Below are 16,009 nucleotides of genomic sequence, written 5' to 3'. Positions count from 1 at the left end.
CTATCGTCCCGTATCGCCCTTGCCGGCGAGCACGCGATCGAGCCCGTAGAAGCGGTCGAGCAGAATGAGGGCGGTCATGGTGATCGCGATCACGCAGGCCGAGACCGACGTCACCAGCGGATCGATGTTGTCCTGGATATAAAGGAACATGCGCACCGGCAACGTCTCGGTGCCGGGCGCGGCGAGGAAGACGGTCATGGTGAGATCGTCGAAGGACTGGATGAAGGCGAGCGCCCAACCGCTGATGACGCCGGGCAGGATCAACGGCAGCGTCACGCGGCGGAACAGCGTCCAGCCGCCCGCACCGAGTGAGACCGCAGCCATTTCGACCGAGCGATCCATGCCGGTCGCAGCCGCCAGCGTCAGCCGCAGCGCGAACGGAAACACGATGATGATGTGCGCGATGATCAGCGCGGCGAAGCTGCCGCCGAGACCGGCTGACGTAAAGAATCTCAGGAAAGCAATGCCGAGCACAACATGTGGGATCATCAGCGGCGACAGGAAGAGAGCTGCGAGCACATCGCGGCCACGGAAACGATAGCGCGCGATCGCGAGCGCGGCAGGCACCGCGAAGAGCAGCGCCATCAAGGACGAGAGCGCACCGAGGCCAAGGCTGACCCAGAAGGCGTGGACGAATTCGGGATAGTTCGCGATGGTCCTGAACCAGCGCAGCGAGAAGCCGTTGGTCGGCAGCGACAGAAAGCCTTCGGGCGTGAAGGCGACGAGGCAGACCACGAGGATCGGCGCCACCATGACGACGACGAAGATGCTGTGGAAGATCAGCGCCAGCGGGCCGTTCCGTCTCATCGGAACACCTCCGCATAGCGGCGCTCGATCAGCGCGTTGCTGCCGACGACGATCAGCACCAGTGCGGCCAGCAGAAGCGTCGCAACTGCCGCGCCAAGCGGCCAGTTCAGTGTGTTGAGGAACTCGTCATAAGCGAGCGTCGCGGCGACCTTGAGCCGGCGGCCGCCGATGATCGCGGGCGTCGCAAAGGCGCTGGCCGAGAGCGAGAACACGATGATCGCGCCCGACAGCACGCCCGGCATGATCTGCGGCATGATGATGCGGCGGATGATGGTCGCAGGGCCGGCGCCGAGCGACATCGCGGCGTTCTCGATCTGCGGATCGAGCCGCTGCAGCGCCGCCCACACCGACAACACCATGAACGGCATCATGACATGCGCGAGCGCGACGACCATGCCGGTTTCGGTGAACATGAACGGAATTGGCGAGCGGATCGCGCCAAGCGACATCAGCAGCTTGTTGACGAGGCCATTGTTGCCGCCGAACAGCAGCGCCCAGCCGAGCGTACGCGCCACCACCGAGATCAGCAGCGGCCCGAGGATGACCAGCAGGAAGAAGCTCTTCCAGCGGCCGCTCATGCGATTGAGGATGTAGGCCTCGGGCGCGCCCAACACGGCAGTCAGCAGCGTGGTCAGGATCGCGATACGAAACGTCCGCCAGAACATCTCGGCGTAATATGGATCGGTCGCGATCTCGTGCCAGTTCTTGAGGATGAAGACCGGCTCGATGCCTTTGTACTGGCCCCAATCGTGGAACGACAGCATCACCGTCATCGCCAGCGGGATCAGCAGCACGCCGACGAACAGCATCAAGGCGGGCGCCGTCAGCGCCCACGGCGCACGTGCGCTGCGTTCCTCGGCCATCGCGCTCATGCGCCGGCCCTCGTGCGCACGCTCATGTCTTCCGGACGCCAGGACAGGCGAACGGCGTCGCCTTCGGCCGGCTGCGCCTGGCCGTCATTCTGGCGGATTACGATCGCCGGGCCGCATTCGCTGTCACACTGGAACAGCCAGTGATTACCCTGGAAGATGCGCGTGATGATTTTTGCGCTGAGCCCTGCATCGCCAAAGCCGATTCTTTCGGGGCGAACGCTGACGGTCACGGGACCGCCGAGCCCGGCCGGCGCCGGTGCACGCCAGGAGCCCGCCACCAGTTGCGTCGGCGAGACGGTCCGGTCGATCGTCCCGGCAAAGTCGTTCGTCTTGCCCAGGAATTGCGAGACGAAGGCCGAGGCCGGCTTCTCATAGGTTTCCTGCGGCGTGCCGATCTGCTCGATCTTGCCCTGGCTCATCACCACGATGCGGTCCGACAGCGACATCGCCTCGTTCTGGTCGTGGGTGACGAGGATCGTGGTGGTGCCGATGGTGCGCTGGATCTGGCGCAGCTCGATCTGCATCTCCTCACGCAGTTTTGCGTCGAGATTCGACAGCGGCTCGTCGAGCAGCAGCACGCTCGGCTTGATCACTAGCGCGCGCGCCAGCGCCACGCGCTGCTGCTGGCCGCCGGACATGCGGCGCGGATGGCGGTCCTCGTAACCGGCGAGGCCCACCATCGCGAGCGCGGCGCGGACACGTTCGGCCCGTTCGTTGCGCGGCACGTTGCGCATCTCCAGGCCGAAGGCGACGTTCTCCGCCGCGGTCATGTGCGGGAACAACGCGTAGCTCTGGAACACGATGCCGAGCCCGCGCTTGGCCGGATGGACCGCGGTCAGGTCCTTGCCCTCGAGGCGGATCGCGCCGCGCGTGGGATCGAGGAAGCCCGCGATCATCTGCAGCGTCGTGGTCTTGCCGCAGCCCGACGGGCCGAGGAAGGAGATGAACTCCCCCTTCCCCACCGACAGACTGAAGTCATCGACCACAGTCTGCGTGCCGAACTGTTTTGCGACCCGATCGAGCTCGAGATAAGCCATGACGCTGTCTCCGCCGCAGCCGATCAGCGTTCGACCTCGCGGTTCCAGCGCTTGGTCCATTCCTCGCGCTTCTCGTTGATGACGGTCCAGTCCGGATTATAGAGCTTGGCCGCGCGCTCGCCGATCGGCGCCATCTTGCCGAGCTCCGGCGGGATCACCAGCGATTTCAGCACCGGGCCATAGCCGTAGTCCTTCAGCATCACGAGCTGGATCTTGGGATCGAGCAGCATCTTGACGAAGCTCGCGGCGAGCGGCGAGGCATTCGGCTTGGCGATCGGACACGCCGTGGTCAGCAGCGTCGCCGCACCTTCTTTCGGATAGACGAAGTCGACGGGGAAACCGGTGTTGGCAAAGCTCTGCACCCGGCCGGTGCCCCACACCGCGATCACCGCCTGGCCGGACTGGAACAGCTCGGTCATCTTGCCCGGCGACGGCTCATAGGCCAGCACGTTCGGATTGATCTGTTCTTTGAAGATCTTGAAGCCGGAATCGACATTGGTCTCGCCGCCGCCATTCATCTTCGACAGCATCACCAGCGCTTCGAGACCGTAGGTGTTGTTGATAGGCGGAATCACGAGCTGCTTGGCGTATTTCGTGTCCTTCAGGTCGTTCCACGAGGTCGGCGGCGCCCAGCCTTTCTCTTTGAACACCTTGGTGTTGTACATCAGGCCGGGGGCGACGATGCCGATCGCGACGGCGCGATCGTCCTTGAAGCGGGCGGTGTCGTAGAGATCGGCCGGCAGGCCGTCGAGCTTGCCGCAGAAGCCGAGCTGGATCGCCTGATACATCGGGCCGTCGTCGACGATGGCGACGTCGATCTGCTGATTGCCCTTCTGCGCCTGCAGCTTGGCCAGCGTGTCGGTGGAGTTGCCGGCGACGTATTCGACCTTGACGCCATTCTCCTTCTCGAAGGCCGGGATCACCTCGTCGCGAATCGTCTTCTCGAACGAGCCGCCGTAGCCGGCGACATAGAGCGTTTTCTGCTGGGCCGAGGCGATCGACGGGGCGGCAACGAGCGCCGCGATGCTGACCGCTGTCAGAAGGCGAAGAGTCTTCATATGGACCGATCTCCAATACCGGAATGAGGTGACGTGCCGACGAGTCTCGCTGGCTGGAGCGCGTTGCCGCATTTCCTTCCGCGCCAATCCGTGTCCGATCAGGGCTCCGGCCCCCATTCGGCGGGTTTTGGCGCGATCTGGAGGTTTGAATCCCTCCAATCTGCCGAAAAAGCGGGCTGTCTCCAGTCCTGATGAAAAAGATCGCAACCTATACTTCCATCGTCCAATGAATAATGGCACCCTTTGCATGCCGAAATGTTATAGATGGAACTCGGGATGGCGCGGATCAATTCGCGGCAGGTGGAGGCCTTCCGGGCGACGATGCTGACCGGCAGCGTCACCGAGGCAGCGAAGCTGATGGTGGTGACGCAGCCGGCGGTGAGCCGGCTACTGCGCGACCTCCAGGCGCTGCTCAAGATGGAGTTGTTCGAGCGGCGCGGCACCGGTCTGGTGCCGACCGCCGCGGCGATGGCGCTCTACACCGAGGTCGAGCGCTCCTTCGTCGGCCTCGAACGCATCACTGCGGCGGCGGAAGAAATCCGCGGCCGCCGCACGGGCTCGCTACGCATCGCAGCACTGCCGGCGCTGTCGAACGGCTATCTGCCGCGGCTCACCGGTCACTTCCTGAAGGAGCGGCCAAACCTCAACCTGGCCTTCTTCGGTGTCATCTCGCCGATCGTGGTCGACTGGGTGCTGAACAATCAATGTGACGTCGGCTTTGCCGAGGTGCCGATCGCGCATTCCGGTCTGCCGAGCCAGAGACTGCCAGCGCCGGCGCGCGTGGCAGTGCTTCCGACCGGTCATCGCCTCGCGGAGAAGGAAATCCTGGAGCCGCGCGATTTCGAAGGCGAGACCTTCATCTCGCTGTCCGCGGGATCGTCGAGCCGGCACCTCGTCGACCAGGTCTTCCACCGCCACGATGTCCGCCGCGTGCTCAGGGTCGAGACCACGCTGTCGGAAATCATGTGCGGCATGGTGTCGTCAGGGCTTGGCGTCGCGATCTGCGATCCCTTCACGGCGCAGGAATTCGCAACGCGCGGCGTCGTCGTGCGCCGCTTCCTGCCGCGCATCGATTTCGAATTCTCCGCGGTCTTTCCGGCGCAGCGCAGTCCGTCGCCGGTGGCGCTGGATCTGGTCGAGACCATGCGCAAGGCGCTGGTGGAGTTCGAGGACTAGGGCTTGGGTTTGAACAGTGCAGCTACAGGCTCGCCGCAACCTCTCCCGCTTGCGGGAGAGGTCGGCGCGTAGCGCCGGGAGAGGGCTCTCTCCACACGGGGAGTGTCCCTACGAGGAGAGAGCCCTCTCCCCTGCCCTCTGCCGCAAGCGGGAGAGGGAGCGCACCGTCTTCGTGGCATCAGCGGCGCTCAACCGTTGAACGCCGCCTGCGCCTCCGGCAAATCCCAGATCTTGCCGATTGCGGCGCCGCCCGCTGCCGCGATCGCCGCCTCATCCGCGCCGAGATAGCGTCCTTCATCCACCAGCACGCGGCCGTCGACCATGACCTGGTCGATATTGGCGCGGTTGGCAAGCGCGATCAGCGCGCGGCGCGGATCGAACAGCGGCTGAAGATGCGGATGAGTGAGGTCGACGACGGTAAGATCGGCGGTGGCGCCCGGCTCGATCCGGCCAAGATCGGGGCGCTTGATGACATCGGCGGCCACAGCCGTGTTCGCCTCGATCAGCTCAGGTGAGTTCGCGACGTCAGGGCGCGCCGAGGTGATCTTGGAGATCAGCGAGGCCGCGTTGAGCTCGCCGAGCAGGTCCATGTTGTAGCCGTCGGTGCCGACCACGGTGCGCACGCCGTGCTCGGCGAAGCGGCTGAACGCCGCGGTGATGCCGGCGCGCGCGAACACGCGCGGGCAGTTCAGCACGGTCATGCCGCGCGCGGCCATGAGCTTGAGATCGTCATCGCTGCTGAACATGCAATGCGCCGCCATCAGGTCCGGTGCCAGCAGGCCGAGCCAATCGAGATATTGCGCCGGCGTGCGGCCGCCATAGCGCTTGCCGATGGTCTCGACCTCGGCGCGGCTCTGCGCCATGTGCGTCGTGATGGGCACGCCGAGTTCGCGCGCCCGCACAGCGCAAGCCTTCAGAAGATCGGGACCGCAGGTGTCGGTGGCATGCGGGCTCATCGCGAGGCTGATGCGGCCGTCGCCGCGATTGTGCCAGCGCTGATAGAGCGCGTCCCACGTCGCCATGTCGGCTGCGCCGTCATCGCCGGAATATTGGACCACACCATCGGCGCCGGCCTTGGCGTCGGAGGTCGAGAACAGATAGGGCGCGCCGTAGAAGCGGATGCCCATCTCTTCCGCGGCGTCGAACATCTCGGGGATCGAGTTACGGAACGGCTCCATCACCGTGGTGGCGCCGCCCTTCAGGAGCTGGAGGATGCCGAGCCGCGCCACCGCGAGCCGCTCTTCCGTTGACAGGATATCGGCGCCGCGCTTGGTGAGCGGCAGCAGTACCGTATAGACGATGCTCTGGTTGTTGCGGCGGCCGTTGCCGTCCTCGGTGTGGCTGCGCGCTACGGCCTCTGAGAAGCAGTGATTGTGCAGGTTGAGCAGGCCCGGCAGGACGAAGCGGCCGGGGCGGTCATAGACCTCGTCCGCGCGCGGCTTGTCGCGCGTGACCGCGGCGATCTTCTTGCCCTCGACCAGGACCCAATGGTCGCGCAGCACATCCTGCGCGCCGTCTTTCCGTGACAGCACATAGCTGCCGAAGATTGCTGTGCTGCTCATGCGGGGCGCACGTTCCAGAACACGGCGGTGCCGTCGAGAATGCCGGTGATGGCCTTGCGATAGGCGGTCGGCTGCTTGTACAGGCCGATCGGAATATAGGGGATTTCCTCGAACGCGACCGCCTGGATCTCGCGGCAGATCCGCTGTTGCTCGGCGAGCTCGGAGGCCGCCAGCCACTGGCTGCGCAAGGGCCCCATCTTCTCGCTCGCATACCAGCCTGCGACCTTGCCTTCGCCGCGGATGTTGGTGTTGCCGGCCGGGTTGAGCCAGTCGATGCCCTGCCAATTGCCGACCGCCGCGCTCCAGCCGCCCTGCCCGATCGCATCTTTCTTGAGCTGACGCTGCAACACCACGGCGAAATCGAGCCCGGCATATTCGACGTTCATGCCGGCCTTGCGCAAACTATCCACCGCGATCTCGCCGAGCGGCTTTTGCGCCAGCGAGTTGGTCGGGACGAGCAGCACGATCTTCTCGCCGTTGTAGCCGGCGGCCTTGAGGTCAGCCTTGACCTTGTCGTAGTTGCGCGGACCGCGGAAGACGTCGAGACCGACGTCGCTCGCCATCGGCGTATCAGGGGCGAAATAGCCGATGGGCGAGACCTGAAAGGCCGGATCGGTGCCCGCGACAGCGGTCATGAAGGCGGACTGGTCGATCGCGCCGAGCAGCGCGCGGCGGATGGCGGGATTGTCGAACGGCGGCTGCAGATGATTGAGACGCAGCATGCAAGCGTAGCCTCTGGGATCGAGGACGCGCGTCTCGATATCGCCGGCAGCCTTGATCACCGGCAACAGATCGTGCGGCGTGGTCTCCTGCCAATCCTGCTCGCCGGTCTGGAGCGCGGCGACGCCGGTGCCGGCATCGGGCGTGGTGGTCCAGACCACGCGATCGTAGTGCACGATCTTCGGGCCCGCGGTCCAATCCGGCTTGCCGTCGGTGCGCGGCTGGTAGCGCTCGAATTTGGCATAGGCGTTGCGCGCGCCCTGCACGCGCTCGTCGGCGAGATAGCGGAACGGGCCGCTGCCGATGACCTCGGTGAGCGGCTTGAACGGGTCCTGGCTCGCCAGCCGCTCCGGCATCATGAAGCAGGCGTTGATCGCGGCCTTGCCGAGCGCCTGCGGCAACAGCGGGAACGGTCGCTTGAGACGAAAGCGGATGGTGCGATCGTCGGCGGCCGACAGTTCGTGGGTCGCCTCCATCAGCTCGCCGCCAAAGCCGTCGCGCGCTGCCCAGCGGCGGATGCTGGCGACGCAGTCGCGCGCGAGCACGCGCTCGCCGTCATGCCAGAACAGGCCGTCGCGCAAGCTGAGGTCCCATTGGAGACCATCACCGGAGATCGTGTGACCCGACAGCATCTGCGGCGAGACCTGTAGCGATGAGCTCATGCCGTAGAGCGTATCGTAGACCATGAAGCCATGGTTTCGCGACACCTGTGCGGTCGAGTAGATGGGATCGACGAAGGCGAGGTCGATGACGGGGATGAAGCGCAGCGTGGATTGCGATTCAGCGCGGACGATGCCCGGCAGCGACAGCGCCGGGACTGCGGCGGCGGCCTTGAGGAGCGAACGGCGGGAGATGGGCATTGCAAGAGGCTCCTAACGGATGTGATATGCAGCCGCAGCGTCGCTGCGCTCCCTCCCCCGCTTGCGGGGGAGGGTTGGGGAGAGGGTGCATCCGCGGCGGGACAATCCCCAAGAGGAGAGAGCCCTCACCCGCGCCTTCGGCGCGACCTCTCCCGCCAGCGGGAGAGGTCGCAGCGAGTGCCTGGCCGGAGCGATGCCAGAAAGCGAGGGCGGTATCATTTCCGTTTTACGCATTGAGCAACACCGCGCCGATTGCAGCCGCGACCGCCTGCTGCGCGGGCTCGACTACGGGCACGCCGATCGCATCCGCGATTCTCGCGCGGTGCGAGGCCATGCCGGCGCAGCCCATCACCACGACATCAGCGCGGCATTGCGTGACCAGCGCGCGGCCGGCGTCGATCAGGCGGCCGCGGATGTCGGCGCCTGCCGTCTCCGCTGCGCTCGCACCAACCGACCAGCTTCCGGCATAGCGGCTGTCGACACCCATCACCCGGACCATGCGCTGTTGGCGGCGGATGCTCGACGGCGACAGGGCGATGATTCCAAAACGCTCGCCGAGCATCAGCGCGCGGAAGATGCCGCATTCCGCGATGCCCATGACCGGGCGTCCGCCGGCGGCCTCACGCACCGCGTGCAGGCCGGGATCGCTGAAGCAGGCGAGCACGAAGGCATCGGCATCGTCGCGCGACACGCGGTTCACCAGCGGCATGACGACGCTGTCGGCATCGCGTTGCGTGCTGATGCCCGGCGGCCCTTCGGCAAGGCCCACGACCTCGATGTCAGGCCCGCCGGCGATGCGCAGCGGCGCCACCGCGTCGTCGATCGCCGCCGTCACCGACGCCGAGGAGTTGGGGTTGATGACGAGAATGCGACGACGGGTCATTGCATTGCTCAGCGGCTGCCGGCTTCGTGACGCAGGAAGTTTTCCGCGATCTTCTCGCCAGTGGTGATCCAGACATCCGGGCACGACTTTGCGTAGGTGAGGAACTCGCGCAGCAGGCGCAGCCGCATCGGACGGCCGCTGCATTGCGGATGCAGCACCGTCGTGACCATCGCGCCCCAGTCGCGGACCTCATCCAGCTCGTCCTTCCACATCGAGAGCACGTGCTCTTTGGGGAAGATCGAGCGCGGACTGAAGCGTGCGGACAGGCCGTGCATCCAGTCGTCATAGCTCGCGGTGACCGGCAGCTCGATCGTGCCGGGCCTGCCGTCGGCGAGGCGATGGCGGTACGGCCGCACATCGTCGCGGAACGAGGACGTATAGACGATGCCATGACGCACCAGCGCGACGCGCAGCTCCTCGGTAAACTCGGCATAGGGCGCGCGATAGCCGGTCGGCTTGACCCCGAGCCGGCGCTTCAGCGCCTCAAAGCCGCGCTCCAGCTCCTCCTCGATCCAGGGATCACCCGGATCGGGCAACAAATGGTGATAGCCATGATGGCCGATCTCATGGCCGGCCTTCAGAATCGATTCGGCCATCGCCGGATGCGCATCGACCGACCACCCCGTAACGAAGAACGTCGCCTTGAGATCGAGCTGGTCCAGCAGCTCCAGCAACTTCGGCGTGCCGACGCGGGCCTCATAGCCGCCATAGCTCATGGTGATGAGCCGCTGCGCATGCACCGCGTCCTTGCTGGTCCAGGCACTCTCGGCGTCCACGTCGAACGACAGGAACATCGCCGAATTGTACGGCTTCGGCCAGGGATATGCGGGCGCGGGATCCGCGGTGTTGGCCGGAACGAGCGGGATGCTCTGGAGTGCCTTACTGTCCAGCATTGATGGTCGCCTTCTCTATTGCGTTGTCGCTCAATTTCCACTTCGCCAGCAGGCTCTTGTAAGTGCCGTCCGCGATCAGCGCATCGACGGCCTCCAGCATCGCCTGATGAAGCACCTTTTCCTTCACGGGCAGGGCAATGCCGGTGAATTGCTGCGCAAGGGTCTGGCCGACCGGCACATAGGTGCCGGGCTCCTGATCCATGATGTAGGGCAGCGTCTCGTCGCCCTGCACCGCGGCGTCGATACGTCCCTGCCTGAGCTGGGTGCGGGCATCCGCCGAACCGTCGGTGCCGACGAACTGAATCGGATTGCTGCCGCAGTTCTTCTCGCTCCAGGCCGCGATCTGGGCCGGGAACATGGTCCGGCGGCTGGCACCGACCTTCTTGCCGCAGAGCGCGACAGCATCCTTGAACTCCGCTGCGCGCGACTGCTGCACGAAGAAGCGCGGACCGCTGCGAAGATAGTCGACGAAGGTCGCGGTCTCATGCCGGCTCGCATAGTCGGTGAAGCCCGACAGGATCGCGTCCGCCCGCCCCGTCGCGATCGACGGCATGAACTCGGCGAAACTAGTCTCCTGCCATTCGATCTTGACGCCGAGCTTGCGGCCGATCGCCTCGCCGAACTCGACATCGAAGCCGGAGAGCGCGTTGGTGGCGGGATCGCGGAATTCCATCGGCGGATAGTTCGGCACCAGCGCCACCTTGATGCTGCCGCGCTTGGCGATTTCAGGTGGCAGCTCGATCGCCATTACCGATGCGTTCATGGCGCCCAGGAACGCCGCCGCTACCAAAAGTCTCTTCATCACCACGCCCCCAGTTTCAGATCACAGCCGAAAGAAATGCCTTGGTGCGCTCCTCGCGCGGCGCGCCCAGAACGTCCGAAGCGCGCCCCTGCTCGACGATCGCGCCCTGGTCCATGTAGACGACGCGATCGGCGACCTCGCGGGCGAAACCAAGCTCGTGCGTCACCACCATCATGGTCATGCCGCTCTTTGCCAGCTCCTTCATGACCGCGAGCACCTCGCCGACGAGCTCGGGATCGAGCGCACTGGTGGGCTCGTCGAACAGCATCAGCATCGGCTTCATGGCGAGCGCCCGCGCGATCGCCACGCGCTGCTGCTGGCCGCCGGAGAGCTGCGCCGGATAGGCGTCCGCCTTGGCCGCCAGCCCGACGCGCCGGAGCAGCTCGATCGCCTCGGCGCGCACCTCATCTAGCTTGCGCCCCTGAACCTGGGTCGGGCCTTCGATGATGTTCTCCAACGCGGTCTTGTGCGGAAACAGGTTGAAGCGCTGGAACACCATGCCGGTCTTCAGCCGCTGTCGGCCGATCTGGTGCTCGCTCAATCGATGGAGCCGCCCGCCGTGCTCGCGCACGCCCAAAAGCTCGCCATCGAGCCAGATGCCGCCGGCATCGATCGTGGCGAGCTGGTTGATGCAGCGGAGGAGCGTGGTCTTGCCGGAGCCGGACGCACCGATCAGGCACATCACCTCGCCGGGCCAGACGTCGAGCGAGACGTTCTTGAGAGCCTGAAACTCTCCGAAGTTCTTGCTGACGGAGCGGATTGCGACGAGGGGTTTTGTCATCGCGCCAGCCGCAATGTGCCGCGTGCAAAACGGCGTTCGAGCAGCATCTGCAGCGGAGTCAGGATCGAGACCACGAGCAGGTACCAGAGCCCGGCGACAATGAGCAGCTCGATGACGCGGGAATTGGCATAGTAGATGTTCTCGGCGTTGTGCAGCAGTTCCGGATATTGGATGACGCTCGCGAGCGAAGTCGCCTTCACCATGCCGATGAACTCGTTACCGAGCGGCGGGATCACCACGCGCATCGCCTGCGGCAGGATGATCCGGCGCAGCGCGCGCAGCCGTCCCATGCCGATCGCCTGCGCCGCCTCATACTGCCCGATGTCGACCGACAGCATGCCGGCGCGCATCACTTCAGAGGTGTAGGCACCCTGGTTGATGCCGAGCCCGAGCAGCGCGGCGAGAAAGGGCGTCATGACGTCGACGGCGCGCGCGGTCCACAGGCCGGGGATGCCGATGGTCGGAAACACCAGCGCGAGATTGAACCACAGCAGCAGTTGCAGGATCAGCGGCGTACCGCGGAACAACCAGGTGTAACCGGCGGCAACCGACTTCAGCACCGGATTGGGCGACAGCCGCATGATGGCGACGACGATGCCAAGGAAGATGCCGAGCATCATCGCCAGCACCGCCATCACCATGGTGTTGACGATGCCTTCGAGGATGACCTTGACGGTCAGGAACCGGCCGACATAGGACCATTCGATCTGGCCGTTCGCAAAGGCGCGCGCGATCGCCGCCAGCACGAGGACGATCAGGGCCGCGCTGATCCAGCGAAACCAGTGCGGCTCGCGCGCGATCCGCGTGCCCGACAGATCGGGAAAACCTTGCGCGAGTGCCGGCGCCGGCTTCATTGCGGCGCCGCGTTCAGCATGGGTTGGGCCACCGCGTTGGCCCCCAAACCCCATTTGTCGAGAATGGCCTTATAGGCGCCATCGGCGATCATGGCGGCGAGCTTCTCCGTCACGACCTCGCGCAAGGCCGCATCGTCCTTGCGGAACATGATGCCTTGATAGCCCTTCGCGAAGGCCTCGCCGAGGATGCGGTATTTGCCTGGCTCCTGCGTCTGCGCATAAGGCAGCGTCTCGCTGCCCTGCACGGCGGCGTCGATGCGGCCCTGCTTGAGCTGATTGCGGACATCGATCGAGTTCTCGCCCGGAACATACTGGATCGCCGGCTTGCCGGCCGGCTCGCAATTCTGCTTGCTCCACTTCTCGATCTCGACCGGGAAGCTGGTGCTGCGGGTAGTGCCGACCTTCTTGCCACAGAGATCGGTCGCGGCCTTCGCCTCGCTCTCAGCCATCACGAAGAACTGCGGGCCGGTCGCGAGGTAGTCGACGAAATCGGCGGTCTCGCGCCGCGAGGCGCGATCGGAGATGCCGGAGATGATAAAGTCGGCGCGCCTGGTCTGAAGCGAGGGGATCAGCTCGGCGAACGGCGTCTCGCTCCAGACGATCTTGAGCCCGCCGAGCCGCTTGGCGAGTTCGCCCGCGAGATCGATGTCGAGCCCGACCAGCTCGCCCGTCGCGGGATCGCGATATTCCATCGGCGCGTAGGTGGAGTTGACGGTGAGCTTGAGCGTGCCCGCCTGCTTGATCTCCGCCGGCAGCTCGGCGGCTCGCGCAGAGGTCACCGCAGCAAGCGCGGCAACAACGAGAGAAAATGAGAGGCGTGTCATGTCAGCTCCTTTGCCCACGTCAGCTCTTTTGCGTCAGCTCCTTTGCCAGCGCCGTGCCATTTGCTCAGTCGGCGTCGAGAACGGCCGGCTCGATCACGCCGGCACGTTCGGTGATCACCCTGTATTGCTCCGGCCGCCGGTGGGCGGCGAAGTTGAACATCTTGTCCTTGCCCTGGCGGCAGAGATCGAAATCGATGTCGGCGACGATCACCTCGTCGGCCAGCGTCTGCGCCTGTGCGACGATGCGCCCGTTGGGATCGACGATGCAGGAGCCGCCGATCAACCCGGAGCCGTCCTCCTCGCCCGCCTTCGCCACCGAGATCGCCCAGGTCGCGTTCATGTAGGCGTTGGCCTGCGTTACCAGCGTCGAGTGGAAAGTGCGGAGCGCTCCGTCTTCCGTCGTGCCGCCATTGGGATCGTAGGCCGCCGAATTGTAGCCGATGCAGACGAGCTCGACGCCTTGCAGCCCGAGCACGCGCCAGGATTCCGGCCAGCGGCGATCGTTGCAGATCATCATGCCCATGATGGCGTGGGCCCAGGACGAGCCGGCGCGGAAGGCGGGAAAGCCGAGGTCGCCATATTCGAAATAGCGCTTCTCGAGCTGCTGGTAGCGCGCGCCCGGCCGCGGCTCGACCGAGCCCGGCAGGTGCACCTTGCGATAGCGCCCGAGAATCTCGCCGTCGCGATCGACCAGGATGGCACAATTGTAGCGCCGCCCCTCCGGCGTCAGTTCGGCATAGCCGACGTAGAAGCCGACGCGGAGCGCACGCGCCCGGTCGAACAGCTTTGCCACTGCTGGGTTCGGCATCCCGCGCTCGAAATACTGGTCGAGCGCCTCGCCTTCGAGCAGCCAGCGCGGAAAGAAGGTGGTGAAGGCAAGCTCCGGAAACACCACGAGGCCAGCGCCCCGGCCGGCGGCCTCCTCCAGCAGCGCGAGCATCCGCGCCAGCGTATGCTCGCGCGTATCGGCTTTTTGCGTCGGCCCCATCTGGGCGGCGGCGGCGCGAAGGACACGAACCAAGACTGCCTCCAATCTGTGCGCATTGCCGTCTCAATGGGCGAATGAACCCTTTGATGCGGCGCGCAAATCCGCTGCCATTACGGATGAGCGAGGCTGCAGAATCAATTCGTTCTGCTATGATCTTTTGCCCCTGAGTATAATCGGCAGTGATATGAACCTGCGTCAGCTCGAAATCCTGCGTGCCGTCATCCGCCACCGCACCACGGTCGCGGCGGCGGACGAACTGGCGTTGTCGCAGCCCGCGGTCAGCAATGCGCTGAAGACGATGGAAGCGCAGGCAGGCTTTGCGCTGTTCGAACGCGTCAACAACCGGCTGTTTCCGACTGCCGAAGCGATGGCGCTCTACAAGGAGAGCGAAGCGATCTTCGCGTTGCACGCCAAGCTCGAGAACCGCGTGCGCGATCTGCGCGAGAACCGCTCCGGACATCTCGCCATCGTGGCGACCCCGCCGCTCGCCTACAGCATCATTCCCTCCGCACTATCGGGGTTCCTGCGCCGCCGCCCGGAGACACGTGTGTTCTTCGACGTGCGGCGCTACGAGGGCATCATCGAGGGCGTGCTGAGCCGCGTCGCCGAGCTCGGCTTCGCGCTCGGGCTGACGCATCATCCCGGCATCGCGCATGAAGTGGTGCATACCGGCGAGATGGTGTGCGTGCTGCCGCCGCAGCATCCGCTCGCCGACCGACCCGTGATATCCGCTTCCGATCTTTCCAGCCTACCCTTCATCGGGCTCGAGCGCGGCACGCGGCTCGGCGAAGCCGTGCGCGACAGTTTTGCCCGTGCCGGCGCGCCGTTCCGGCCGACCGTCGAGGTGCGCTACTGCAACACGGCCTGCGTGCTCGCGGCTGCCGGCGTCGGCGCCGCCGTGGTCGATCCCTTCTCGCCGCGGCAGAACGGCGGCAGCGGCCTCATCGTCCGGCCGTTCACGCCGATGACGCAGGCGGTCGCCTATATGCTATGGTCGGAAGCCGAGCCGCTGTCGCGTCTCGCCAAGGCTTTTCTCAACGAGGTGCGAAAGGAGAGCGCGCTGCTGGAGCGCACAGCGCCACACCAGCAACATGGGGCAGAAAGCAACTGAACTTGCGATCACACGCGCAACCTTTGGCCTGGGAGGCACATGCCACGCATCACGATCATCGAGACCGGGCTCGTTCCTCAAGAGCATCGCGAGCGCCACGGTTCGTTTCCTGACATGTTCGAGCGCATGATCCGCGCCGAGGATCCCACTGCCACGGTCGACGTCATCAGCATCCCGAATGGCGATGCACTTCCCGATCCCGGCAAGCTCGAAGCGGTGCTGATCACCGGTGCGGCGGCCGGTGTCTATGACGGACTCGACTGGATCGCGCCGATGGAGGACTTTGTCCGCAAGGCCTACGCCAACAAGACACCGATGGTCGGCGTCTGTTTCGGCCATCAGTTGATCGCGCAGGCGCTCGGCGGCATCGTGCGCAAGTCGGAGAAGGGCTGGGGCATCGGCCGGCACGTCTATCAGGTGCTGCCGGAGAACGGCGTGGTCGAGGGCGAAACGATCGCGATCGCCGCCTCGCATCAGGATCAGGTGATCGAGGCGCCGAATGATGCGCTGACGATCCTCTCGTCCGACTTCACCCCGCATGCCGGCCTGCTCTACGCCAACGGCACGACGCTGACAGTGCAGCCGCATCCGGAATTCGACGTGGCATTCGCGCAAGTGTGTTGCGATCTGCGTGATGGCAAGGCACCGGAGGATGTCGTTGCCACAGCAAGGGCGTCGCTGGCGCAGCCGATGGATAGCGCGAAGCTCGGCGGGGCGATTACGCGATTTTTGGCGAAGCGGACGACTCCGTAGTCCGCAGCATTCGCCCCGCGCACCTCTT

The 16,009-nt window shown here is 65.3% G+C and carries 16 protein-coding genes; 3 read left to right on the top strand and 13 right to left on the bottom strand.

The genetic code is table 11. The features are described from left to right. From YU9_RS0139220 to YU9_RS0139205, 4 genes are read right to left on the bottom strand one after another with little or no spacing between them, the layout of a single operon-like run. Positions 1–807: an ABC transporter permease gene (locus tag YU9_RS0139220; RefSeq protein WP_027577561.1), complete on the bottom strand. Its 807-nt coding sequence runs from the start codon at positions 805–807 to the stop codon at positions 1–3. Beyond that, a complete protein-coding gene (locus tag YU9_RS0139215; protein ID WP_027577560.1) occupies positions 804–1,679 on the bottom strand; it encodes an ABC transporter permease in 876 nt (291 codons plus the stop codon). The genes YU9_RS0139220 and YU9_RS0139215 overlap by 4 nt, the downstream gene beginning before the upstream one ends. Next, a complete protein-coding gene (locus YU9_RS0139210) occupies positions 1,676–2,716 on the bottom strand; it encodes an ABC transporter ATP-binding protein (protein WP_027577559.1) in 1,041 nt (346 codons plus the stop codon). The genes YU9_RS0139215 and YU9_RS0139210 overlap by 4 nt, the downstream gene beginning before the upstream one ends. Positions 2,717–2,739: 23 nt before the next feature. After that, on the bottom strand, positions 2,740–3,774 hold the full coding sequence (locus tag YU9_RS0139205) for an ABC transporter substrate-binding protein (RefSeq protein ID WP_027577558.1): 1,035 nt from the start codon (positions 3,772–3,774) through the stop codon (positions 2,740–2,742). 276 nt (positions 3,775–4,050) lie between these two features. Between YU9_RS0139205 and YU9_RS0139200 the strand changes: the two genes are divergently transcribed. After that, a complete protein-coding gene (locus YU9_RS0139200; protein ID WP_027577557.1) occupies positions 4,051–4,950 on the top strand; it encodes a LysR substrate-binding domain-containing protein in 900 nt (299 codons plus the stop codon). A 188-nt stretch (positions 4,951–5,138) separates the two neighbouring features. On the opposite strand, the gene YU9_RS0139195 is transcribed toward YU9_RS0139200, so the two are convergent. The 9 genes from YU9_RS0139195 to YU9_RS0139155 all read right to left on the bottom strand — a co-directional run bounded on the left by YU9_RS0139195 (position 5,139) and on the right by YU9_RS0139155 (position 14,150). Then, a complete protein-coding gene (locus YU9_RS0139195; RefSeq protein ID WP_027577556.1) occupies positions 5,139–6,512 on the bottom strand; it encodes an amidohydrolase family protein in 1,374 nt (457 codons plus the stop codon). Next, positions 6,509–8,092: an ABC transporter substrate-binding protein gene (locus YU9_RS0139190; protein WP_027577555.1), complete on the bottom strand. Its 1,584-nt coding sequence runs from the start codon at positions 8,090–8,092 to the stop codon at positions 6,509–6,511. Before YU9_RS0139190 ends, YU9_RS0139195 begins: the two co-directional genes overlap by 4 nt. A gap of 226 nt (positions 8,093–8,318) precedes the next feature. Next, the gene (locus tag YU9_RS0139185; protein WP_027577554.1) at positions 8,319–8,975 is read right to left on the bottom strand and encodes an aspartate/glutamate racemase family protein; all 657 of its coding nucleotides are present in this window, start codon (positions 8,973–8,975) and stop codon (positions 8,319–8,321) included. A gap of 8 nt (positions 8,976–8,983) precedes the next feature. Then, positions 8,984–9,868, bottom strand: a complete 885-nt coding sequence (locus tag YU9_RS0139180) for a polysaccharide deacetylase (RefSeq protein ID WP_027577553.1) — start codon at positions 9,866–9,868, stop codon at positions 8,984–8,986. After that, positions 9,855–10,670: an ABC transporter substrate-binding protein gene (locus YU9_RS0139175; protein ID WP_027577552.1), complete on the bottom strand. Its 816-nt coding sequence runs from the start codon at positions 10,668–10,670 to the stop codon at positions 9,855–9,857. Before YU9_RS0139175 ends, YU9_RS0139180 begins: the two co-directional genes overlap by 14 nt. A 16-nt stretch (positions 10,671–10,686) precedes the next feature. Then, the gene (locus tag YU9_RS0139170; RefSeq protein ID WP_027577551.1) at positions 10,687–11,451 is read right to left on the bottom strand and encodes an amino acid ABC transporter ATP-binding protein; all 765 of its coding nucleotides are present in this window, start codon (positions 11,449–11,451) and stop codon (positions 10,687–10,689) included. Further along, positions 11,448–12,305, bottom strand: a complete 858-nt coding sequence (locus YU9_RS0139165; protein WP_027577550.1) for an amino acid ABC transporter permease — start codon at positions 12,303–12,305, stop codon at positions 11,448–11,450. Before YU9_RS0139165 ends, YU9_RS0139170 begins: the two co-directional genes overlap by 4 nt. Then, positions 12,302–13,129 (bottom strand): ABC transporter substrate-binding protein, encoded by an 828-nt coding sequence (locus tag YU9_RS0139160; RefSeq protein WP_027577549.1) that lies wholly within the window; start codon positions 13,127–13,129, stop codon positions 12,302–12,304. The genes YU9_RS0139165 and YU9_RS0139160 overlap by 4 nt, the downstream gene beginning before the upstream one ends. Before the next feature lie 64 nt (positions 13,130–13,193). Next, a complete protein-coding gene (locus YU9_RS0139155; RefSeq protein ID WP_084299228.1) occupies positions 13,194–14,150 on the bottom strand; it encodes an N-carbamoyl-D-amino-acid hydrolase in 957 nt (318 codons plus the stop codon). A 151-nt stretch (positions 14,151–14,301) separates the two neighbouring features. On the opposite strand from YU9_RS0139155, the gene YU9_RS0139150 reads away from it, so the two are divergent. Both YU9_RS0139150 and YU9_RS0139145 read left to right on the top strand, forming a co-directional pair. After that, positions 14,302–15,228: a LysR family transcriptional regulator gene (locus YU9_RS0139150; protein ID WP_027577547.1), complete on the top strand. Its 927-nt coding sequence runs from the start codon at positions 14,302–14,304 to the stop codon at positions 15,226–15,228. A 39-nt stretch (positions 15,229–15,267) separates the two neighbouring features. Further along, positions 15,268–15,981, top strand: coding sequence for a type 1 glutamine amidotransferase (locus tag YU9_RS0139145; protein WP_027577546.1), 714 nt, complete (start codon positions 15,268–15,270; stop codon positions 15,979–15,981). The last annotated feature ends 28 nt before the right edge of the window (positions 15,982–16,009 follow it).

The organism is Bradyrhizobium sp. WSM1743, assembly GCF_000473065.1.
GTDB lineage: Bacteria > Pseudomonadota > Alphaproteobacteria > Rhizobiales > Xanthobacteraceae > Bradyrhizobium.
Note: the sequence above shows the minus strand (reverse complement) of the source record. Positions and strands in the feature narration are given on the sequence as shown.